Here is a 20788-nt window from a genome sequence, read left to right as displayed (position 1 = left end):
TGCTGTGCTGTCGATACCGTACGGGTATCGTTCCACCATGGAGCTACGGACACTGCGCTATTTCGTGGCGGTCGCCGAGGAACTCCACTTCGGCCGGGCGGCCGTTCGGCTGCATATGAGCCAGCCGCCGCTGAGCCGGGCGATCAAGCAGCTGGAGACCGAACTCGGTGCCGCGCTGCTTCGCCGGTCGTCAGCCGGCGTCGCGCTCACTCCGGTGGGGGCGGTGCTGCTGGACGAGGCGCGCGCCCTGCTCGACCAGGCCGACCGGGTACGCGTGCGCGTCGCCGCCGCGGCCGGCGCCGCCACCGTCACCGTGGGCCTCCTGGCCGACAGCGCCGACCCGGCCGCGACCCGGCTGGCCGGCGCCTACAACCGGCGGCACCCGGGCGTCGAGGTGCACATCCGCGAGACCGACCTGACCGATCCCACCTGCGGGCTGCACGCCGGGCTGGTCGACATCGCCCTGACCCGCGGGCCGTTCGACGAGACCGGCCTGACCGTGCACGAGTTGCGCACCGACCCGGTGGGCGCGCTGCTGCGCACCGACGATCCGCTGGCCCGCCGCGACAGCCTGAAACTGGCCGACCTCGCCGACCGCCGCTGGTTCCGGTTCCCGGAGGGCACCGACCCCCTCTGGCAGTCGTACTGGAACGGCGGGGAGCCTCGTCAGGGCCCGGTGGTGCGCGGCGTCCAGGAATGCCTGCAGGCCGTTCTGTGGAACGGCACGGTCGGCATGACCCTCGTGGGCCACGAACCGGCGGCGGGGCTCACCGTGGTGCCGCTGATCGACATGCCCCCGAGCCGTGTGGTGGCGGCGTGGAACGGGGACGACACGAATCCACTGATCCGCTCCTTCGTCCAGATCGCCATCGCCGCCTACCGCCACTGACTCACCGGCGGGTCACCAACCTCTCCGGACAGCACAACTAGGGCCGGTACGGCACACCGGCGGTGTCAGGCGTCGTCCTGCTCCACCCTGACCAGGTGTACGGTTGTACTGGCCCAGTCGCCGGGCCGGAGGTCCGGATGGAATCCGTACGCGGCGAGCACGGTGGCATGGTGCACCTCACCGGTGCGGGTGTCGCGGTAGCGGGCGCCGGGGGTGAGCCCACGCAGCCGCACCGGCAGCCGCGGGACTCCGTGGCGCGGGCCGCGCTGCCAGGCCAGTACCAGCGTCTCGGCGCCGTCCTCGGCGGCGTACTGCACCACGGTCGGCGACTCGCCGTGCGGCCCGGACAGCCGGTACAGGGCGCCGTACTGGACGAGGTGGCGCACCCGCTTGTATTCGGCCACCAGCTCGGCGCCCTCGGCGAGTTCCTCCTCCGACCAGCGGGCCAGATCGCCGCCGATGCCCAGCAGCCCGCACATGGCCACGTGGAAGCGGAACCGCAACGGCACGGTGCGGGAGGTGAGTTGGTGGGGCACGTCCGTCACCCAGGCGGACATCGTGCGCGCCGGGTGGAGTTGACCGAAGCCGTGCTGGATGACCAGGCGGTCGACCGCGTCGGTGTTGTCCGACACCCACGCCTGGTCCGTACGGGTGAGGATGCCCAGATCGACGCGTCCGCCACCGCCGCTGCACGTCTCGATGCGCAGCCCGGCATGGTCGGCCCGCAGCCGGTCGAGGACGCCGTACAGATTGGCCACATAGCCCGTCCACAGCCGGTCGTTGCCGTCCGGGGGGCCGGGCCAGCCGGCCTCGCTGAAGGCGCGGTTCATGTCCCACTTGAGGAAGTCGATGCCATGGTCCGCGACCAGCCGGGTCAGCCAGCCGTAGGCCCAGTCGGCGACGTCGTCGCGGGCGAAGTTCAGCACGAGCTGGTTGCGCAGTTCGCTGCGGGCCCGGCCGGGGGTGTGCAGGACCCAGTCGGGGTGCGCGCGGTAGAGGTCGCTGTCGGGGTTGACCATCTCCGGCTCCACCCAGATGCCGAAGCGCATGCCCAGGCGGTGCACCGTGTCGGCCAGGGGGCCGAGGCCCTCGGGGAAGCGGTCCTGGGCGGGGGTCCAGTCGCCGAGCCCCGCGTGGTCGCCGCGCCGGGCCCCGAACCAGCCGTCGTCGACGACGTACAGCTCCACGCCCAGGGCCGCTGCCCGCTCGGCCAGCGCCTTCTGGTTCGCCTCGGCCACGTCGAAGCCGGTGGCCTCCCAGGAGTTGTACAGCACGGGCGCCACCTCGTGCCCGTGCGGCAGGACGTGGTTGAGCGTGTAGGCGTGCCAGGCCCGGCTCGCCGCGCCGAACCCGCCGTCCGTGAACAGCCCGGCGAACGCGGGCGTGGTGAATTCCTCGCCCGGCGCGAGCGGCACGCAGGTGCCCTCGTGGCCGACGCCGCCGGAGAACCCGGCGCGTCCGTCCGGTGTGCGCTGGACGGTGAGGCGCCAGCTCCCGCTCCAGGCGAGGGCCGCGCCGAACACCCGGCCGTGCTCCTCGGTCGCGTCGCCCGCGTCCACCATCACCCAGGGAGCGGCGTGGTGGCTGGTGATGCCACGCCGGCTGGTCAGCACGGTCTCCCCGTACGGCAGGTGTTCGCGGCGCAGCTGGCTCTCCGCGGACCACTGGCCGGTGACATGACTGAGCCGGTAGTCGGCCGTCGCCGGCAGGGACCAGGCGGCCGAGTCGGCCCGGACCAGGCTGAGGTGCTCGTCGCCGTCGTTGCTCAGCACCGTCCAGCGCTCGATGACATCCGTGTCGTCCCGCACCCTGTAGTGGAGGGCGACGCGCAGCGGGTAGTGGCGGTCGCGGAATTCCAGCGAGAGTTCATGGACACCGTCGGACGGCCTGCGCAGGCGGTGTCCGGTCGGCTGCCACTCGAAGCCGCGGGAGCCGTCCGCGTAGCGCACCTGGAGGGAGGGCGTGCCGTAGCGGGTGCCGCCGTCGACCGGCAACTCCTCGCCCACCGGGGGCCGTCCCTCGAAGCTGCTCGGCGCCTCCCCGGCGGGCACGGCCAGCTCCTCCGCCTCCGGCAGCGTCAGCCGCGGCCCCCAGGCGAGGTGGCAGGGCGCGCCCGTATCGTCGATGCGCAGGGCGTATGACGTACGGGGAGTGGTCAGCAGCCAGACCCCGGTGTCCGGGGCATGGGAGATCGTCGGCATCGGGCCTCACGTTCGGGAGACGACGGGGGAGCGGCGGGTGCCGCCCGCGGATGCGGGGCGCTCGGTGACGGGGACGAGGATCGCCTCGTAAGCCAACGAGACCTTCGATCGCATGTCAACACCCCGTGTGTGGCTGGCTTTGGAGCCTGGATCGGGGCTCACAGGCAATCCTCAGGAGATTCCTGCTTCTTTCATTGACAGCGGAAAATAAGGAGCCTAGGTTCCCGGCCATGTCCTCGCCCCCTGCCGTCGAGTCGTTCCCCGCGAACACGTCGGCCGCCGCGCAGATCTTCACCACGGTCCTGTCCCAGGGCCCGCTCACCCGTATGGAAGTGGCCCGGCGGGCGGGGCTGTCGGCCGCGGCCGTCACCAAGGCGGTCCGTCCCCTGATCGAGGCCGGCTACCTGGTGGAGGACGTGGACGAGGACGCGCGCCCGGCGCTCGGGCGGCCCGCGAACCTGGTGCGGGTGGACGGCGGCCGTGCGCTGTTCATCGGGGTCAAGGTGACCGGAGACAAGATCATCGGTGTGCTCACCGACCTGTGCTGCCGGATCCTGGTGGCCCGCCACATGCCCCTCGCCGCCCGGGACCCCAAGGCGGTGCTGGGGTCGGCCACCGAACTCGTACGGGAACTGCTCATCGAGGCGGACGGCCTCGGTGTGCGCGTCGCGGGTCTGGGCATGGCGGTCTCCGGTGACGTGGACCGCGCCGAGGGCGTCGTGCGCTACTCGCCCTTCCTGGAATGGCGCGATGTCCCGCTCGCCGAACTCGCCGCCATGACCACGGGGCTGCCGGTCACCGTCGACAACGACGTGCGCGCGCTGACCGTGGCCGAGCAGTGGTTCGGGGCGGGCGTGGGACTGTCCGGCTTCGCCGTCGTGACGGTCGGCGCGGGCATCGGCTGCGGCCTCGTGGTCCACGGCAGGGTGGTCGCCGGGGCCCACGGCGTGGCCGGCGAGATCGGCCACGTCACCGTCGACCCGGCGGGCCCCCGCTGCCACTGCGGCAACCGCGGCTGTGTGGAGGCCATCGCGAGCGACGACGCCATCGTCCGTCAGATGCGCGCGGCCACGGGGGTCCAGGTGGCCGACGCGGTCCAGGCCGCCGGGCTGGCCCACGACGGCGTCGCCGGCGCACGGGAGATCTACGCACGGGCGGGCGACGCCATCGGCCGTGGCATCGCCACCGTGGCCAATCTGCTCGGCCCCGAACGCGTGATCATCTCCGGCGAGGGCCTGGCCGCCTACGACCTGTTCGCCGACCACATCCGTGCCGCCTTCGCCGCGGCGGCCTTCGGCTCCGCGGCGCGGTGCGATGTGCGGACCCGGCCGCTGCCCTTCGACGAATGGGCCCGTGGCGCCGCGGCCACCGCCATCCAGTCCTTCATCAGGTCGGACGCGAACCAGCACATCCGAGGAGCAGCCATGACGCAGCACGCCTGAACCGGACCGAGAAACACCGTGCCCTCCGCGACCCGCTCCCGCTCCCGTCGCGGACGCGGCGACCGCCGCTCCCACGCGGTCGCCACCCCCCGCCGCTGATCGCCCCGCCGGTCTTCGTCCGGCCGCCCGTCCCCGCCCCGATCGCGCTGTCGTTCCCCGAACGGCCGCGAATCCACTACGTCGCCTGCCCCGGCGCCCGTTCACCGGCGCACTCACCCTCGGTTCGGGCAAGGCCGAGCCCCCGCCGCCGTCTCCCCGGACCCGCCGCGTCCCCCCGCCACCCCCTTCCCCGGACCACACCTCCAGAAGGCAGGACCCATGCGGTCATCCTCGTATCCCCTCATGCCCGTACGCGGTCTGAGAACCGTCGTCGTCATGGCCCTCGCCGCGGGCTTCGCCACCGCCGTCCCGGCGGCACAGGCACAGCCCGGCGACAACAAGGCCACCCCGGCAGCCCCGGCGGGCCCCGCCGCTGCCGCCGCCAAGCCCTATATGGGCTGGACCAGTTGGAGCATGCAGTCATCGAAGTACCCGGGCCTCAACCCGAACGGCGACTACAGCTACCTCACCGAGGCGAACGTCCTCAAGCAGACCGACGCCATGGCCGCCAAGCTGAAGAAGTACGGCTACGAGTACGTCAACATCGACGCGGGCTGGTGGCGCGACTACGCGTGGACGCCGGAGTTCGACGAGTACGGCCGGCAGAAGGCCGATCCGGTGCGCTTCCCCAGTGGCATGAAGGCGGTCGCCGACCATATCCACTCCAAGGGTCTCAAGGCCGGTATCTACCTGCCCGTCGGCCTGGAGAAGGAGGCGTACGGCGGGGGCAAGGTGCCGATCTGGAAGGCCGAGGGGTGCACCACCGCCGACATCGTCTACGACGACCTGCGCACCACCAACGGCTGGGACAGCGCGTACAAGATTGATTTCTCCCATCCCTGCGCCCAGAAGTACATCGACTCCCAGGCGCGGATGTTCGCAGACTGGGGCTATGACTTCCTCAAGCTCGACGGTGTGGGTCCGGGCTCCTTCAAGAGCGGCGACAACTACAACAACGTCGCCGACGTGGCCGCCTGGCAGAAGGCGATCGCCGCCACCGGTCGCCCCATTCACCTGGAGCTGTCCTGGTCCCTGGACATCGGACACGCCGCCGACTGGAAGAAGTACTCCAACGGCTGGCGCATCGACACCGACGTCGAGTGCTACTGCAACACGCTCGTCAGCTGGGAGAACTCCGTGGACGACCGCTGGAGTGACGCCCCCGCCTGGACCCGGCACGCCGGTCCCGGCGGCTGGAACGACCTCGACTCCCTCGACGTGGGCAACGGCGAGATGGACGGCCTGACCAAGGCCGAGCGACAGAGCTACGCCACGTTGTGGGCCATCGCCAAGTCCCCGCTCTACACCGGCGACGACCTGACCCGGCTGGATTCCTACGGCCTGTCCCTGCTGACCAACCGCGAGGTCATCGCCGTCAACCAGAGCGGCAACGCGCCCGCGAAGCCGGTCACCCCGTCCGACCCGCAGCAGGTGTGGGCCGCGAGGAACAGCGACGGCACCTACACGGTCGCCCTGTTCAACCTCGCCGACAAGCCCGCCTCGGTGACCGCCGACTGGTCGACGCTCGGCTTCACGGGCAAGGCCGCCGTCCGGGATCTGTGGAACCACGAGAGCCTCGGCAGCCACAGTGACAAGATCACCCAGGCCCTGCCCGCCCACGGCTCCCGCCTCTTCACGGTCACCCCGCGCGGCGACGCGCTCACCTGGACCGGCATCGAGGCCGAGTCGTCCGCGAACACCCTCAGTGGCAACGCCTCCGTCGCCGACTGCCCGGCCTGCTCCGACGGCCACAAGGTGGGCAACCTCTACACCGGCGGCAAGCTGACCTTCAACAACGTGGTCGTCGACAAGGCCGGCACCTACCAGATCAAGGTCGCCTACGTCAGCGGCGACGCCCGCTCCGTCGCCGTCTCGGCCAACGGCGGGGGCGCCACGAGCCACGCCTTCCCCTCGACCGGCGACTGGTCCACCGTCAGCAGTGTCCACGTACCGGTGGCGCTGAAGGCGGGCTCCAACACCATCACCTTCGACAGCGGTTCCGGCTACGCGCCGGACATCGACCGGATCGACGTACCGAAGTCCTCCTGAACCCGCGGGGGCCCGGCCCCGGCCGGGCCCCGCGCGCCGATCTCAGCCGCCTGGAGCCGCCATGAACCCCCGCCCGACCGACGCCGGCAGTGACCCCGGCAGAGAGCCCGGTAGAGCCCCCGGAAGTGACCCCAGCAGACGAACCGCGCTGTCGCTCGCGGCGACGGCCGGACTCACCGCCGCCCTCGGCGGCCTGCCCGCCTTCACCGCCTCCGCCGCGCCCCGGCGCCCGGCCGACCCCCCGCCGCTCACCGGCACCTCGCACGACCAGCTGTGGTGGCAGGCCCCCGGCGACGAGGGTTCCCTGATCGAGCAGGGCCTGCCGGTCGGCAACGGCCGCCTCGGCGCCCTCGCGAGCAACGACCCCGGCCGCGAACTCCTGCTGATCACCGACGCCACGATGTGGACCGGCGGCCTCAACGACACCCTCGACGCCGATGGCCAATTCCCCTACGGCCGGGGTGACTTCGGTTCCTTCACCCTGCTCGCCCGGCTCACCGTGGACATCCCCGACCACGACCTGTCCGGCGTCAACGACTACCGCCGCTCCCTCGACCTCGCACAGGGACTGGTCACCAGCTCCTACGTCCGCTCCGGTGTCACCTACCGGCGCCAGGTCTTCGCCAGCCACCCCGACGACGCCATCGTCCTGCACTTCACACAGAGCGGCGGCGGCCACTACACCGGCACCATCACCCTGGGGGGCACCCACGGCGAAAAGCCGTCGAACGCCGAGTCGTTCGGCGCGACCTTCCCGGGCGGCCTGCGGTACGGCGCGGCGGTCACGGCCTACGGCAGCGGCGGCCGGGTCCGCGTCAACGGCACACGCATCGACTTCTCCGGCTGCAAGGACCTCACGGTGGTGGTCAGCGGCGGCACCAACTATGTGCCCGACGCCGAGCGCGAATACCGCGACCCCTCCCTCGACCCCGAGAAGCTGGCCCGCACCAAGGTCCGCGACGCCGCCCGGCACTCCGCGGACACCCTGCGGCGCACCCATGTCGCCGACTACCGCGGCCTGTACGAGAAGTTCGCCCTCTCACTCGGCACCTCCACGGACGCCCAGCGATCCCTGGACACCTGGGAGCGCCTCACGGCACGCGCCCGGGACGGTGTGCCCGACCCCGAACTGGAGGCCGCCTACCTCCAGTACAGCCGCTACCTGATGATTTCCGGCTCGCGCGACAGCCTGCCCCTGAACCTCCAGGGCCTGTGGCTGGACGGCAACGACCCGGACTGGATGGGCGACTACCACACCGACATCAACATCCAGATGAACTACTGGATGGCCGACCGGGCGGGCCTGTCCCCGTGCTTCGACGCCTTCGCCGACTACTGCCTCGCCCAGCTCCCGTCCTGGACCGAGCTCACCCACGACCTCTTCAACGACCCGCGCAACCGCTACCGCAACTCCACCGGGAAGATCGGCGGCTGGGCCGTGGCCTTCTCCACCAACGTCCACGGCGGCAGCGGCTGGTGGTGGCATCCCGCGGGCAACGCCTGGCTGAGCAACAGCCTGTACGAGCACTACGAGTACACCCAGTCGCGGGAGTATCTGGCGAAGATCTACCCGCTGCTCAAGGGCGCCTGTGAGTTCTGGGAGGCGCGGCTGATCACCACCACCCTCCCCGGCACCTCCAAGGAGGTGCTGATCGACGACCGCGACTGGTCGCCCGAACACGGCCCGCAGGACGCCAAGGGCAATACTTATTCCCAGGAGCTGGTGTGGGCGCTGTTCGGCAACTTCGCCGCCGCGGCCGCCGAGCTGAAGAAGGACGGCGGCTACGCCGACACGATCAGCTCGCTGCGCAAGAAGCTGTACCTGCCGGAGGTGAGCCCGAAGACCGGGTGGCTCCAGGAGTGGATGTCCCCCGACAACCTCGGCGAGACGACCCACCGCCATCTGTCCGTCCTGATCGGTCTGTTCCCCGGCGACCGGATCCGCCCCGACGGCTCCACTCCCCAGGAGATCGTGGACGGGGCCACCGCCCTGCTCACCGCGCGCGGCATGAACAGCTTCGGCTGGGCCAACGCCTGGCGCGCCCTGTGCTGGGCGCGGCTGAAGAACGCCGACAAGGCGTACCAGCTCATCGCCAACAACCTCCGCCCCTCCATCGACGGCAGCAACGGCACCGCGTTCAACCTCTTCGACATCTATGAGGTCGAGAAGGGCCGTGGCATCTTCCAGATCGACGCCAACTTCGGCACCCCGGCCGCCATCAGCGAGATGTTGCTCTACTCCCGCCCCGGCCACCTGGAGCTGCTTCCCGCCCTGCCCGAGGCCTGGGCCGCGTCCGGCTCGGTGACGGGGCTGGCCGCGCGGGGCGGCTTCGTCGTCGATCTGCGCTGGGAGCAGGGGGTGCCGACGTCGGTCCGGCTCCACAGCGTCGGCGGCCGCACCACGACGGTGACCCACGGCGGCACCTCCCGTACGATCCGCCTGGCGCCCGGCGAGTCCCACACGCTGAACGGATTCGCCCGATGACGGCCCGCCGCGCCGCCTTCGGCGGCGCGGCCGCCGCACTGCTCGCGGCCGCCGCCCTCCAGGCCACCCCCGCCGAGGCGGCGGGCGGCCGGCACGACGTCGTCACCTGGGCGGCGAGCGCGGATCGCCTGGGGGACGGGACGCCGGACCGCGGCTACCGGATGGTCGTGCACACCAGCGTCGGCGGGAGCGAGCTGCGCATCCGTCTCTCCAACGCCTTCGGCGACCGGCCGCTGACCCTCGACAGCGTCTACACCGGCGTCCAGAGGTCGGGTGCCGAGCTGCGGCCGGGCAGCAACCGGCGGCTGACGTTCGGCGGCGCGCACACCGTCACCATTCCGGCGGGCGGGACCGTGCTCAGCGACGCCCTGCCCGGCAGCCTGCCCGCCGAGACCAACCTGGTCGTCAGCCTCCACACCCCCGACGCCGCCGGTCCGGCCACGGGGCACGGGATGGCGATGCAGACGTCGTACACGACCCAGGGCGATCACACGGGAGAGGAGAGCGCCACCCACTGGACGGAGACCACCGGCTCCTGGTTCTACCTCGACGCCGCCACCGTCCGCACGTCCGCCGCCACCGGTGCCGTGGTGGCGCTCGGCGACTCCATCACCGACGGCTGGCAGTCCACCACCGACCTCAACCGCCGCTGGCCCGACTACCTCGCGCGCCGGTTGCGGACGGCGGCCTCCGACGTCAGGGGAGTGGCGAACGAGGGGATCTCCGGCAACAAGGTCCTCGCCGACGGCGCCGGTCAGAGCGCCCTGAACCGGCTCGACCGCGATGTCCTGTCCCTCCCGGGTGTGCGGACCGTGTTCCTCTTCGAGGGCGTCAACGACATCAAGGCACACACCGGTGTCACCGCCGCGGACATGATCGACGGCTACCGCCAGATCATCGCGCGGGCGCACGCGGCCGGGAAGTGCGTGGTCGGCGCCACCGTGGGCCCCTTCAAGGGCTGGTCCGAATGGGACGCGGCCGCCGAGTCGGTACGTCAGGGCGTCAACGCCTTCGTCCGCGGCAGCGGCGAGTTCGACGCGGTCACCGACTTCGACCGCGTCCTGCGCAGCCCCTACGACCCCGAGCGGGTGCTGCCGTTCCTCGACAACGGCGACCATCTGCACCCCAACGACAAGGGGATGCAGGCGATGGCCGACGCCATCGACCTGACGGCACTCGACTGCGCCGACGGCCCGCGCTCCACGGCCTGACCACGCGCCGGCGGCCTCACCGGCTCAACACGGCGCCGGTGGGCTGCCGGGCGCGGCTGGTGGAACGCCGCGCCCGGCCACCCGGCTCGATGGAACGCGCCGGTCATGCCACTGCCCTCGCGGAGGACCGGCGCGCCCGTCTCACTGCTCGCCCGGGCGCCGTGCCGCAGGGGGCGGGGGCAGCACCTCGCCCGAGGTGAAGCGGCCCGGCCGGAAGTCCCTCAGCAGGGGGGACTCATGGCCGTGGAGCTCGTCCGCGACCAGGCGGCCGAGCAGCGGGGCCAGGGTGATGCCGCTGTGGGTCGCCACCACGTAGAACGGAACGTCGGTGGCGGGGAAGCCCGCCACCGTGAAACCGTCGCCCGGCATGGCGCGTTGACCGACCCGGACCTTCTCCACGACGGTGCCCTCGGCGGCGTTCAGCACCCCGGGCAGACGGGCCAGCATGTCGGTGGCGATCTCGCCGTCGGGCGGGTACGGCGTGGCGGGGTCCGCGGCCGCGTCCAGGTCCAGGGCCTGGAGGAGCAGACGGCCACCGCCGTCGGGGCGGACATTGAGCCGCGGGCCGGTCAGCACGCGGGACAGGCGTGCGGCCGTCGGTGCGGTGGTGGCGAGGAAGCCGACCGTCGCCGAGCCCGCGAGATCCGGGTCGGCCATGGGGACGTGCGCACCGGCCAGCGCGGCCACGCCCTGTGTCCACCGGCCCGCGCAGCTCACCACCGTGTCCGCCACGTAGCGGCCGCCGTCGGCGCAGATCACGGCCGTTCCCGCCGGGCCGTGCTCGATCGCGGTCACCCTGGCGCCGCCGACCACCGTCACGCCCCGGTCCCTGGCCCCGCCCAGCAGCCGGGACAGCAGCAGCACGGGCAGTGTGTACGCCTCCTCGGGGAAGAAGGCGAACACGGCGTCCGACGGTGTCGCCGCGAGGTCCGGTTCCAGCTTCCCGGCCTGTTGCGCGGTGATCCACTCCACCGGGTAGTCCCTGGCCGTCAGCCGCGCCACCCGCCCGGCCAGCACCTCCTTGTGGCGGTCCGTCACCGCCCACTCCAGGTTTCCGGTGGGGAAGAACCACGGCGCGCCGTCCCCGGCCAACGCGTCGTGAGCGCGCATACCGGCGTGGTTGAGCGCGAAGTACGGCTCGGGCTCCTTGTTCGCGCTGTTGATCCAGGCGAACGAGTTCGCGGTGGTGCCCGCTCCGGGGTGATCCGCCTCGAGCACGGTGACCCGGGCGCCGCGAGCGGCCAGTTCCGCCGCCACGGCCGCGCCCACCACTCCGGCTCCGATGACCACAACTCGCACGGGAATCCTCCTTGGCACGGGGTCACTACACGAGGTCACTGGACGGGGTCACCGCTCGGGATCGGCCCCGAAGAGATGAGCGACGCCGACGACGCGCTCGATGATGACGACGGCCACCGCGGCGAAGAGCACCATCACGGTGCCGACGGCGGTCACGGTCGGGTCGTAGTTGTACTGGAGGTAGTTGAAGATCCGCACCGGCAGGGTCTGCATGTCCGTGGTCACCACGAACAGCGCGATCGTCAGGTCGTCGAAGGACGTGATCAGGGCGAAGAACGCCCCCGCGATCAGCGGACCGCGCACGGCGGGCAGCGTCACATGCCAGAACACCTGCGGCGCCTTCGCACCCAGACCGGCGGCCGCCAGCTCCGCCGAGCGGTCGAGCCCGGCGAGACCGGCCAGGACCAGGCGCACCGTGTACGGGACGGTCAGCACCAGATGCGCCAGCAGCAGGGTGAGCGGGCTGGAGGCCATGCCGAGCTGGGCGTACCACTGGAGCAGCCCGATGCCGAGCACGATCGTCGGCACGGCGAACGCGCTCGAGAACACCCTGTCCAGCACCGACTTCCCCGGGAACGGGTAGCGGTGGATGGCCAGCCCCGCCGCGAGCCCGAGCGCCGTGGACACCACGGCCGCCCCCGCCGCCACGCCGATGCTGAGCAGGAAGGAGTCCAGGAACTCGGGGCGGTTCAGCAGCTCCGCGTACCAGTGCAGGGTCAGCCCCTTGGGCGGGAAGGTGACATAGCTGGTCGTGGTGAGCGACGAGGCGATGGTCACCAGCACGGGCGCCAGCAGGAACAGCCCGACGAGGGCGGCGAACGCGGCCCCGAGCAGGCGCCTCGCGCGCTCGCCCACACCCACGGCGACCGGCTTGTCCCCGGCCCCGCCGGCCGCCTCGTTCGTCGCCGATGCGGTGGTTGCCTTCGCCGTGTTCACGCGAACACCTCCTTGCCGCCACGCCCGCGCAGCAGCCGGGCGTACACGGCCGTCAGAATCGTCGTGACCACGATCAGCACGAAGCCGATGGCCGCCGCGTACGGCCAGTTCAGGTTGGACGTCGCCTCGGTGTAGACGAAGTACGGCATCAGCTTCACGGTGGGCCCGCCCAGAATCGCCGGGGTGACGAAGCTGGAGACGGTCAGGCTGAACACGATCAGCGAACCGGCGAGCATCCCCGGCAAGGACAGCGGGACGGTGATCCGCCAGAAGCAGGTCCAGCCGCTCGCCCCCAGGCCCTTGGCCGCGGGCGTGAGCGCCGGGTCGATCCGGTCCAGGCTGCCCATCAGGGGGAGCACCATATAGGCGAGCATCACATGCACCATGCCGACGACGACCGCGGTGTCGTTGTACAGCATCTTCGGCGCCTCCAGGCCCACGGCGTGGAACCCGTCCGCGATCGGCCCCTTCGGCCCGAGCAGCACCAGCCACCCGTACGCCCTGGTCACCATGGAGATGAGCAGTGGCGACAGCAGTACGAGGGACAGGTAGTTGCGTGCCCGGGGCGAGCGTCCGCGCAGATAGACGGCGAACGGGTAGCCCACGACGAGGCAGCCGAGAGTGGTCAGCGCACCGATCCACAGGGTGTGCCACAGCACGTCCCGGTAGAAGGAGTCCCCGAGGAACCGTGTGTAGTTCCGCAGTGTGGGATCGCCCGCCTGGGTGCGGAAGCTGTTGTACACCAGCATGAACAGCGGTGCGATGAAGAGCAGGGCGAGCACGGCGATGGCGGGGGAGGCCAGCAGCAGTCCGGTGCGCCAGGGGCCGCGCGCCGTGACCTGCCGGGGAACCTTCGGGGCCGGCGCGGAGTCGTCGGGCCTCAGGGCCGGGCCGTCAGCGATGCGTGCTGTGGCTGCCATGCGCAGATCACCTCCTCGCCCAGCCTGGGCACCTCGGAACCGAACGGCAGTGTGGCCTCGACACGTCCCGCCGCCGTGGCCACGACGCAGCGGATGCGGGTGCCGAGGAAACGGGTGGCCTCGACGGTGCCGGGAAGCCCCGGCCGCGCCGCCGTACCGGCCGGTGGCACGCCCTCGGATACGGCCAGCACCCGCACGGCCTCCGGCCGCACATAGAGCCGTACCGCCTCGCCGTCGCCCGGCGCGGCGCCGACCGGTGTCGCCGTGAGGAGATGGGTGTCACCGATCCGGCAGCGGTGCCCTTCGGCGGCCGCCCCCGCCGCGATCCCGTCGAGCACATTGACCTCGCCGACGAACTGCGCCACGAAGTCCGTGGCCGGACGCAGATACACGGTCTCGGGGGCGTCCAGCTGATGGATCGTCCCCTCGGCCATCACCGCGATCCGGTCCGACACCGCGAGCGCCTCGTCCTGATCGTGGGTGACCAGAATGGTGGTGGTGCCCACCCGGCGCTGGAGGGCGGCGACCTCCTCGCGCAGTCGCACCCTGAGCTGGGCGTCGAGGTTGGAGAACGGCTCGTCGAGCAGCAGCAGATCGGGTTCCACGATCAGCGCCCTGGCCAGGGCCGTGCGCTGGCGCTGCCCGCCGGAGAGCTGGCGCGGATAGCGCTCGCCCATGCCGTCGAGCCCCACCAGCTCCAGGGCCTCGGTCGCCCTGCGCCTGCGCTGGGCGGCCCCGACCTTGCGCATCCGCAGGCCGAACGCGATGTTCTCCGCCACCGTCATATGGGGGAACAGGGCATAGGACTGGAAGACCATGCCCATGGCCCGCCGGTTCGCGGGGAGATGGGTGATGTCCCGCCCGTCCACCTCCACCACGCCGGAGTCCGGCAGCAGATGGCCCGCCACCATGTTCAGCGTGGTGCTCTTGCCACACCCCGACGGACCGAGCAGGGTGAGGAACTCCCCGGGCTCCATCGTCAGGTCGATACCGCGTACGACCTCCTTGCCGCCCAGGGCCTTGTGGATCCCCTGGAGGACCAGCCGCCCGCGGGTGGTTCCGGCCCGTGCGGCGGCGTCCGGCGCGGCCTTCGTGCCCACGGTTTCCGTCCCCGCGGTCACTTGCTCTCCACCTGCTTGTTCCACTGGTCGGTCCAGGCGGAGCGGTTCTTGTTGATGGTCTTCCAGTCGAGCCTCAGCAGGGAGTCCACCTTGTCGGCGCTGACGACCTTGTCCTTCAGGGCGGGGTCCTCCTTGACGCCCTGGACCACCGAGCCGTCGTAGGTCGCCTTGGCCAGCGCCCGCTGGACGGACGGCTCCAGCAGATGGGCGACGAACTTCTGGGCCACCTCCTCATGCGGTGCCTGCTTCACCACGTTCGCCGTGGTCACCAGGCCGATGGCACCGTCCTTCGGGTAGGCGAACTCGATCGGGAAGTCCTTCTCCGCGAGTGTCGAGGTCCGCGACACCCCCCACACCGAGGCGGCGGCCTGGCCCTGGAGGAAGTAGTTGGACACATCGGCGGTGGTGTCGAACGTCGCCGCGTTCTTGGCGATCTTCTTGACCGCCGTGAGGCCGGGGTCGACGTCCTTCTCCGAGCCGCCGTTCGCCTTGGACGCGCCGACCAGCAGCCCCACCCCGTAGGTGTTGGTGATCGACGGAAGGACCACCTTGTCCTTGAGCTTGGGGTTGGCCAGGTCCTCCCAGGTGGTGGGCTTGGGGATGCCGTGGTCCTCGAACCACTCGGGGTTGTAGGCGATACCCGTGGCCGTCAGCCCGAATCCCACCCCCGAGTTGTTCTCCATCCGGGCGATCGGCACCACCTCGTCCACCGGCACCACCTTGGTGTCGACCGACGCGAGCAGCCCGGCCTCCTGCGCCTGCGTCTGGGGACCGTCGTCGACCAGCGCGACGTCGATCTGCGGGTTGGCGCGCTGCGCCTTGAGCTTGGCGACGGTGTCCGTGGACGAGCCGGGGATATAGGTGACCTTGCAGCCGCAGCTCTTCTCGAACGCGGGCAGTACCGAGTCGCGGAACGCCGTCTCGAACGAGCCGCCGTAGCCGGCCACCACCAAGGCGCCCCCGCCGCCGCCGGCGGCGGGGTTGGGAGAGCCGCAGCCGGTGAGGGCGACGGTGAGCGCGAGGGCACTGGACACGGCACACAGGGCGGGCAGGGCTGATCGGGGGGAATCCATGGCTACCTCCTGCGATGAGGGATGGAAGTGCCGTTCCCGCGACCGGAGGAGGCGGGAGGGAGGGTGAAGCGATGGGGGATCCGGGCGTCGCGCGGTGCGCGAGGGGACGAGGAAAGAGAGAGGGATACGGAGGCGAACGGGGTCAGCCGAGCGGGCCGGGGAGCGAGGTCTCCACGTAGAAGCGGGAAGTGTCGGTCGGCAGGATGATTTCGAGGTGTTCGACCACCTCGTCGTTCTCCGCCCAGGTGACGCGCAGCCAGCGGAAGACCGCGGTACCCGGTTTCAGGCCGAAGAGCTCGGCGTGCTCCTCGTCCAGGGCGTACGGCTCCACGTAGAGCCGTGAGCGTTGCAGGGGCACTCCGCGGTCGCGGAGGTACATATGGCTCGTGATGGTGACCAGGTCCTGGTCCAGCAGGTCGGGGGCGAACCGGAAGGGCAGCACGGCGAGCTCCGTGCCGGTCACGCGGCTGCCGTCTGCGCTCAGCTTGTGGCGGTCGAGTTGTACGACGGCGTCGTTGTCGTCCAGGCCGGGCAGCCGCAGGGCCGCGCCGCCCGCGGGCAGGACCTTGGCGCTGATCACCCGGTGGTCGCCGTGGGTTTCCGGCCCGCTGGTCAGCACGCCCGCGGAGCGGAGCAGGTTTTCCTCATCGGTGGTCTGTGCGACGAACGTGCCGTGCCTGCGGTACCGGACGACCAGCCCGGCGTCCGCGAGGTCGCGCAGCGCGCGCTGCACGGTGATGCGCGAGACGCTGAACTGTTCTCCGAGCTCGGCTTCGGTGGGCACCCGGGTCCCGGGTGCCCACCGGCCGTCCCGGATGTTTCCCTCCAGCTCCCTGCGGATCTGCTCGTACAGCGGGAGGTCACGTTCGGCCATGCGAAGAGAGTGATCTCAACCAATTGCTATGTCAATACGTTGGATGGATATGACGTAGGGCCGTAACGCGTCCTCCTCGCCGGGCCACGGCGGGAAACGTCTCCGCGACGCGGCGTTGACGTGCCTCGAAACCCCTCGTCAGCTGTTGGCACCCGCACCCGGAGGCTGGATCAGCTCCACAAGGGTCCCGGACGGTCGACCGTCCGGGCCGTGGGGGTGGGACCCGGGGCCCCGGGTCCTACGTCACCTGTGGCTCAGCGCGCGGGGTGCCGGGATCGGCAGGGGAATCCCCTGGAACACGCCGTCCGGGTCGACGGTGTCCTTCACCGCGAGCAGCCGGGCGGTGTTGCCACCGAAGACGTGGGGGATCTGGTCAGTGGCGTCGGGCCCCAGCAGGTTCCCGTAGCCACCGGCGAAGGCATGTGGCTCCAGCGCCGCCGAGGCGGCGTCGGCCCAGGCGGCGTGCCGCCCGCCGTCCGTCTCCGGCGTCCACACGGCGATGACCTCGGCCATCATGTGGGGCTTGCGCAGCGCGAAGGCCGTCTCCTCCCACGGGACGCGGGTGGCCGCTCCGTGGAAGTGGTGCACCGAGAAGGCCGACAGGGGTGAGGTCATCGTCTTGGCGCCGTGCACCAGGGCGTCCACCACCTCGGGGGTGTGGCGGGGGAGGGAGCGCGTACGGAGGCAGACGTACCGCCCGTCCGGGAACATCGTGTCCCGTGCGGCTATCGCGGTCGCGAACGAACCGGTCTCGAACTCGGCCACCGCGGGGGTGCCCAGGCGCGTCAGCCGCTGCACCGGACCGGATGGATCCGTGCCGACGGCGGGTTCGCCGGACCAGGTCGGCCACAGCATGGCCATCGGTGCCCCGTCGGGCCCGTTGATGATTCCGGTCTGCACCGTCAACTCGTCCGGGCAGTCCGCGAGCAGTTCCTCCAGCCGCGCGAAGACCTTCGGCGCCTGCCGCAGCGGATAGAGCACCATCCCGGTGACGACGGTGGACACCGTATGCAGCCGGATCTCCATGGACGTCACCACGCCGAAGTTGCCCCCTCCGCCGCGCAGCGCCCAGAACAGGTCCGGTTCGTGCTCGGCGTCGGTCCACACGACGGATCCGTCGGCCAGCACGACCTCGGCACCCGCCAAGTTGTCCGCGGCGAGGCCGAATCGGCCGCCCAACGGGCCGTAGCCGCCCCCCAGGGTCAGCCCGGCCATGCCCACGGTGCCGATGGTGCCGGTGGCGGCCACCATGCCGTACGGGTCGGCGGCGGCGAGCACATGGTTCGTCCTGGCCCCTCCGGCAACCGTCGCCCGGCGGGCCTCCACATCGACATGCACCGAGGACATCGGGGTCAGATCCAGCGTCAGCCCCTGGTCGGTGAGGGCACGTCCCGCCCAGTCGTGGCCTCCGCCCCGCACCGAGAGCGGCAACCCGAACTCCCGAGCGGTCCGGACTCCGGTCTGTACCTCGGCGGTCGATGTGCAGCGCAGCACAATCGCGGGCCGGGAGGTGACCGCGCCGTTCCAGAGCGCGGTGCCCGCCGCGTACTCGGGACCCGCGGTGAGGACCCGGTCGGCGGGCAGGTGCTCCTTCAGCGCCGCTACCGCCCTCTGCCGGGTCTGTGGGGTGAGTGTCATGCCTTGCTCCATAGGTACATCAACATGTGCGTGAGCCGGAGCCCACGCGGTGGCACATGTCCCAGCGCGGGACATCAGGTCCGGCTCACAGGCGGAGGACGCGATCGGCGGCGCGAGCCGCGTGATAGGCGAATTCCCAGAAGTCCATATGGCCGATGGCCAGGTTCACATGCATCAAATTGACATCCGGGGGCATCAGGCGGAATTCGCGGTCGAGCTCCATGTCCCCGTCCTCCAGCTCCTGGATTCTGGTCGAAACCGCGAGCAGGGGGTGGTCGCCGGTCATGGTGGCGGCATCGGCCAGGAAGACGACTTCGAGCGCGGGTTCGGCGTCGGCAGCGGATATCACGTCCTCCGGACTCGCGCCGGTGAACGCACGGTCGTCGAGCAGGAAGGTGCGCACCTCGAAACCGTTGTCATCGGGCTGGTTGAGCAGATCGACGACCCTCCGCCAGGCCGCGTCGTCCGAGTAGTCCGTACGCACGACAAGGGCTTCGGCTTCGAAGTCGTGATGGGTGAAATCGATGGTCGGTGGCATGGCGGGGTCACGCATGGGAAGTCCTCTTCTTATTGCTCGATGTGGCTCCTGCCTTTTCCGGTGAGAATCGCAGTAACGTGACCGAGTGTGCCGGGAACGTCCAGGTCAGGGAGGTGCCGTGGGCCGTGGTGTGTGACTTTTCGATGGTGACGGCGTCGGGGTGGGCGCCGCATTGGGAGACGGCGACACAGGCACCGTCCTTGCCGTGCGCGCGTACCTGTGCGATGAGGTCGGAGACCATCTTCGCGGCGGCCCTCTCGCCGAGCATCTGAGGCGCCCACCTATTTCACTCATGCGCGCTCCCGCTCCTTCCGAAGGCGACGAGGACAGCGCGAACGGCGACTGCCGAACATGGCGCAACCTCCCACGAGTTGTGCGTCTTCGTGGATAGGACGGTAAATGCTGTCTTTGTGGGATTCATGTGAGGAGTCGCTGCCGACCGGCCTAGACGGTGTCCTCGGACACGGCCTTCGGGGCCGGCTCCGTCGCGGTGATCGAGGGCCGCGGTTCACCGGAGTCGACGATGCGCTGCGCCAGCCGCCGTCGCAGCTCCACCAGGACGTCCTCATGGGCCGGGTCGTCCACGAGGTTCCTCACCTCATCGGGGTCGGCGTACAGGTCATAGAGGTAGGCGTCCTGATACCGCTCGGCGCGCGGCTCGTTCCAGGCGTCGGCGCCCGGCGCGGTCGCGGCGTACTTCCAGCGGTCGGTCCGCAGCCCTCGCCCGACCTCCGATTCGCTGATCTGGAAGAGCACCTCGCGCGGCCACTCGGCGCCGTCCCCGCCGTGTGGCAGCGGCAACAGGGACCGTCCCTGCATCTGTGGTGGCACGGGGACGCCCGCGGCCCGCAACAGCGTGGGCGGCAGGTCGACATGGCTGACCAGTTCCGGCAGCCGTACGCCACCGCGCAGCCCCGGCCCCCGCAGCACGGTGGGCACGCGCAGGGAGGCGTCGTGCACACTGCGCTTGTACTCGTCGTTGCGGGTCTTGAAGTGGCAGCCGTGGTCGGAGGTGAAGAGGATGACGGTCTCGTCCAGCTCCCCACGCCGTTCCAGGGCGGACACGATGCGGCCGAGCACCTCGTCCAGTCGGCGCACCATTCCGTAGTAACCGGGCAGATGCTCGGCCCAGTTGCCGCCGCCGAGGGCGGCGAGATCGGACGGCACCCAGGGAGGGGCATAGCGGTCGCGGTAGCCGTTCGGGGCGGGATAGTCGTCGCGGGAGTTCTGGTGGTGGGGCTCCAGGAAGGACAGGAAGAGGAAGAACGGCCGGTCCTGGGCCCGGTCCTGGGCCTGGTCGTGGTCCTGATCCTGCCTCTGGCCCTGGCCCTGGCCGTGGTCGAGGTCGCGGCCGTGGTCGAGGTCGCGGGCGTGGTCGATGAAGTCGATCGCCGCGGTGCCGAGCGCGTCGGCGCGGTAGCCCTCGAAGCGGTGCGGGGCGCCACTGCCGTCGTACAGCGTGGTCTCGTAGGCGTCCGAGGTGAATTCCAGCAGGTTGGCGGCGAGCCAGTGTTCGTAACCGGCCCGGTCCTCCTCCGGCACCGGCCCGGCGGTGTGGTCTCCGGCGAGATGCCACTTACCGATGTAGCCGGTGGCATAGCCCGCGTCCCGGAAGGAACGGGCGAGGGACGGAGTGTCCCGGGGAAGGGCGAGGCCGTTGCGGAAGACGCCGGTGGTGGTCGGGTACTGCCCGGTCTGGAGGCTGGCGCGGGAGGGCGCGCACACGGGCTGACAGGTGAAGGAGCGGTCCACGCTCACCCCCTCCGCGGCAAGGCGGTCGAGGACCGGAGTGAGCCCGAGCGGGTTCCCGTGCAGACCGGTGGTGTCCCAGCGCTGCTGGTCGGTGAAGAAGACGAGGACGTTCGGACGCCGTGTGGACGTGGCGGGGCCGGAGGGAGAAGCGCTGCGGGTCATCGTGCGTGGCCCTCCTGTCCTTCGCTTTTTATGAGAGTCGTTTATTTAAGCCGTGCGCTAGACTTCCAGGCCGCGCGCGCCGGGGTCAAGATCCCGTGC

At 70.9% G+C, this 20788-nt stretch carries 16 protein-coding genes; 5 read left to right on the top strand and 11 right to left on the bottom strand.

The features are described 5' to 3' along the window. Positions 1-37: 37 nt before the first annotated feature. Positions 38-889: a LysR family transcriptional regulator gene (locus J8403_RS01960; protein ID WP_211121530.1), complete on the top strand. Its 852-nt coding sequence runs from the start codon at positions 38-40 to the stop codon at positions 887-889. A gap of 65 nt (positions 890-954) precedes the next feature. Here the strand turns inward: J8403_RS01960 and J8403_RS01955 are convergent, their stop codons facing one another. Beyond that, a complete protein-coding gene (locus tag J8403_RS01955; protein ID WP_211121529.1) occupies positions 955-3090 on the bottom strand; it encodes an alpha-galactosidase in 2136 nt (711 codons plus the stop codon). Positions 3091-3320: 230 nt separating this feature from the next. On the opposite strand from J8403_RS01955, the gene J8403_RS01950 reads away from it, so the two are divergent. Then, complete coding sequence (locus tag J8403_RS01950; protein ID WP_211121528.1) at positions 3321-4532, top strand: ROK family transcriptional regulator; 1212 nt, start codon at positions 3321-3323, stop codon at positions 4530-4532. 212 nt (positions 4533-4744) lie between these two features. Here J8403_RS01950 and J8403_RS44690 read toward each other — a convergent pair whose 3' ends face one another. Beyond that, positions 4745-4978 (bottom strand): hypothetical protein, encoded by a 234-nt coding sequence (locus J8403_RS44690; RefSeq protein WP_425519743.1) that lies wholly within the window; start codon positions 4976-4978, stop codon positions 4745-4747. Between J8403_RS44690 and J8403_RS01945 the strand changes: the two genes are divergently transcribed. The 3 genes from J8403_RS01945 to J8403_RS01935 all read left to right on the top strand — a co-directional run bounded on the left by J8403_RS01945 (position 4875) and on the right by J8403_RS01935 (position 10376). Further along, a complete protein-coding gene (locus tag J8403_RS01945) occupies positions 4875-6680 on the top strand; it encodes an alpha-galactosidase D (RefSeq protein WP_425519741.1) in 1806 nt (601 codons plus the stop codon). The genes J8403_RS44690 and J8403_RS01945 overlap by 104 nt on opposite strands. 61 nt (positions 6681-6741) lie before the next feature. Continuing rightward, positions 6742-9165, top strand: a complete 2424-nt coding sequence (locus tag J8403_RS01940; protein ID WP_246585645.1) for a glycosyl hydrolase family 95 catalytic domain-containing protein — start codon at positions 6742-6744, stop codon at positions 9163-9165. After that, complete coding sequence (locus J8403_RS01935) at positions 9162-10376, top strand: SGNH/GDSL hydrolase family protein (protein WP_211121526.1); 1215 nt, start codon at positions 9162-9164, stop codon at positions 10374-10376. The genes J8403_RS01940 and J8403_RS01935 overlap by 4 nt, the downstream gene beginning before the upstream one ends. Before the next feature lie 141 nt (positions 10377-10517). Here J8403_RS01935 and J8403_RS01930 read toward each other — a convergent pair whose 3' ends face one another. From J8403_RS01930 to J8403_RS01890, 9 genes are all read right to left on the bottom strand, one after another. Next, positions 10518-11675 carry an NAD(P)/FAD-dependent oxidoreductase gene (locus J8403_RS01930; RefSeq protein WP_211121525.1) on the bottom strand — a complete coding sequence of 386 codons (1158 nt, stop codon included), beginning with the start codon at positions 11673-11675 and terminating at the stop codon, positions 10518-10520. A gap of 48 nt (positions 11676-11723) precedes the next feature. Next, complete coding sequence (locus J8403_RS01925) at positions 11724-12611, bottom strand: ABC transporter permease (RefSeq protein ID WP_211121524.1); 888 nt, start codon at positions 12609-12611, stop codon at positions 11724-11726. Beyond that, entirely contained in the window at positions 12608-13531 is a 924-nt protein-coding gene (locus J8403_RS01920) for an ABC transporter permease (protein ID WP_211121523.1), read from the bottom strand. The genes J8403_RS01925 and J8403_RS01920 overlap by 4 nt, the downstream gene beginning before the upstream one ends. Next, positions 13492-14652: an ABC transporter ATP-binding protein gene (locus J8403_RS01915; RefSeq protein ID WP_211121522.1), complete on the bottom strand. Its 1161-nt coding sequence runs from the start codon at positions 14650-14652 to the stop codon at positions 13492-13494. Before J8403_RS01915 ends, J8403_RS01920 begins: the two co-directional genes overlap by 40 nt. Then, entirely contained in the window at positions 14649-15725 is a 1077-nt protein-coding gene (locus tag J8403_RS01910; RefSeq protein WP_211121521.1) for an ABC transporter substrate-binding protein, read from the bottom strand. Before J8403_RS01910 ends, J8403_RS01915 begins: the two co-directional genes overlap by 4 nt. A gap of 142 nt (positions 15726-15867) precedes the next feature. Continuing rightward, the gene (locus J8403_RS01905; protein ID WP_211121520.1) at positions 15868-16599 is read right to left on the bottom strand and encodes a GntR family transcriptional regulator; all 732 of its coding nucleotides are present in this window, start codon (positions 16597-16599) and stop codon (positions 15868-15870) included. 243 nt (positions 16600-16842) lie between these two features. After that, a complete protein-coding gene (locus J8403_RS01900; RefSeq protein WP_211121519.1) occupies positions 16843-18237 on the bottom strand; it encodes an FAD-binding oxidoreductase in 1395 nt (464 codons plus the stop codon). 85 nt (positions 18238-18322) lie between these two features. Beyond that, a complete protein-coding gene (locus tag J8403_RS01895; RefSeq protein WP_211121518.1) occupies positions 18323-18790 on the bottom strand; it encodes a DUF6924 domain-containing protein in 468 nt (155 codons plus the stop codon). Positions 18791-19219: 429 nt separating this feature from the next. Further along, positions 19220-20689 (bottom strand): sulfatase family protein, encoded by a 1470-nt coding sequence (locus tag J8403_RS01890; protein ID WP_211121517.1) that lies wholly within the window; start codon positions 20687-20689, stop codon positions 19220-19222. Positions 20690-20788: the final 99 nt, after the last annotated feature.

This window comes from Streptomyces yatensis, from assembly GCF_018069625.1.
Lineage (GTDB): Bacteria > Actinomycetota > Actinomycetes > Streptomycetales > Streptomycetaceae > Streptomyces > Streptomyces yatensis.
The sequence above is the reverse complement of the archived record's forward strand: the minus strand, read 5'-3'. Positions and strand labels throughout refer to the sequence as shown.

Bases quoted from the DNA above. Each gene is read 5' to 3' on its own strand.
- J8403_RS01960 (WP_211121530.1), top strand. From the start codon at position 38: ATGGAGCTACGGACACTGCGCTATTTCGTGGCGGTCGCCGAGGAACTC.
- J8403_RS01955 (WP_211121529.1), bottom strand. From the start codon at position 3,090: ATGCCGACGATCTCCCATGCCCCGGACACCGGGGTCTGGCTGCTGACC.
- J8403_RS01950 (WP_211121528.1), top strand. From the start codon at position 3,321: ATGTCCTCGCCCCCTGCCGTCGAGTCGTTCCCCGCGAACACGTCGGCC.
- J8403_RS01945 (WP_425519741.1), top strand. From the start codon at position 4,875: ATGCCCGTACGCGGTCTGAGAACCGTCGTCGTCATGGCCCTCGCCGCG.
- J8403_RS01940 (WP_246585645.1), top strand. From the start codon at position 6,742: ATGAACCCCCGCCCGACCGACGCCGGCAGTGACCCCGGCAGAGAGCCC.
- J8403_RS01935 (WP_211121526.1), top strand. From the start codon at position 9,162: ATGACGGCCCGCCGCGCCGCCTTCGGCGGCGCGGCCGCCGCACTGCTC.
- J8403_RS01920 (WP_211121523.1), bottom strand. From the start codon at position 13,531: ATGGCAGCCACAGCACGCATCGCTGACGGCCCGGCCCTGAGGCCCGAC.
- J8403_RS01910 (WP_211121521.1), bottom strand. From the start codon at position 15,725: ATGGATTCCCCCCGATCAGCCCTGCCCGCCCTGTGTGCCGTGTCCAGT.
- J8403_RS01905 (WP_211121520.1), bottom strand. From the start codon at position 16,599: ATGGCCGAACGTGACCTCCCGCTGTACGAGCAGATCCGCAGGGAGCTG.
- J8403_RS01900 (WP_211121519.1), bottom strand. From the start codon at position 18,237: ATGACACTCACCCCACAGACCCGGCAGAGGGCGGTAGCGGCGCTGAAG.
- J8403_RS01895 (WP_211121518.1), bottom strand. From the start codon at position 18,790: ATGCGTGACCCCGCCATGCCACCGACCATCGATTTCACCCATCACGAC.
- J8403_RS01890 (WP_211121517.1), bottom strand. From the start codon at position 20,689: ATGACCCGCAGCGCTTCTCCCTCCGGCCCCGCCACGTCCACACGGCGT.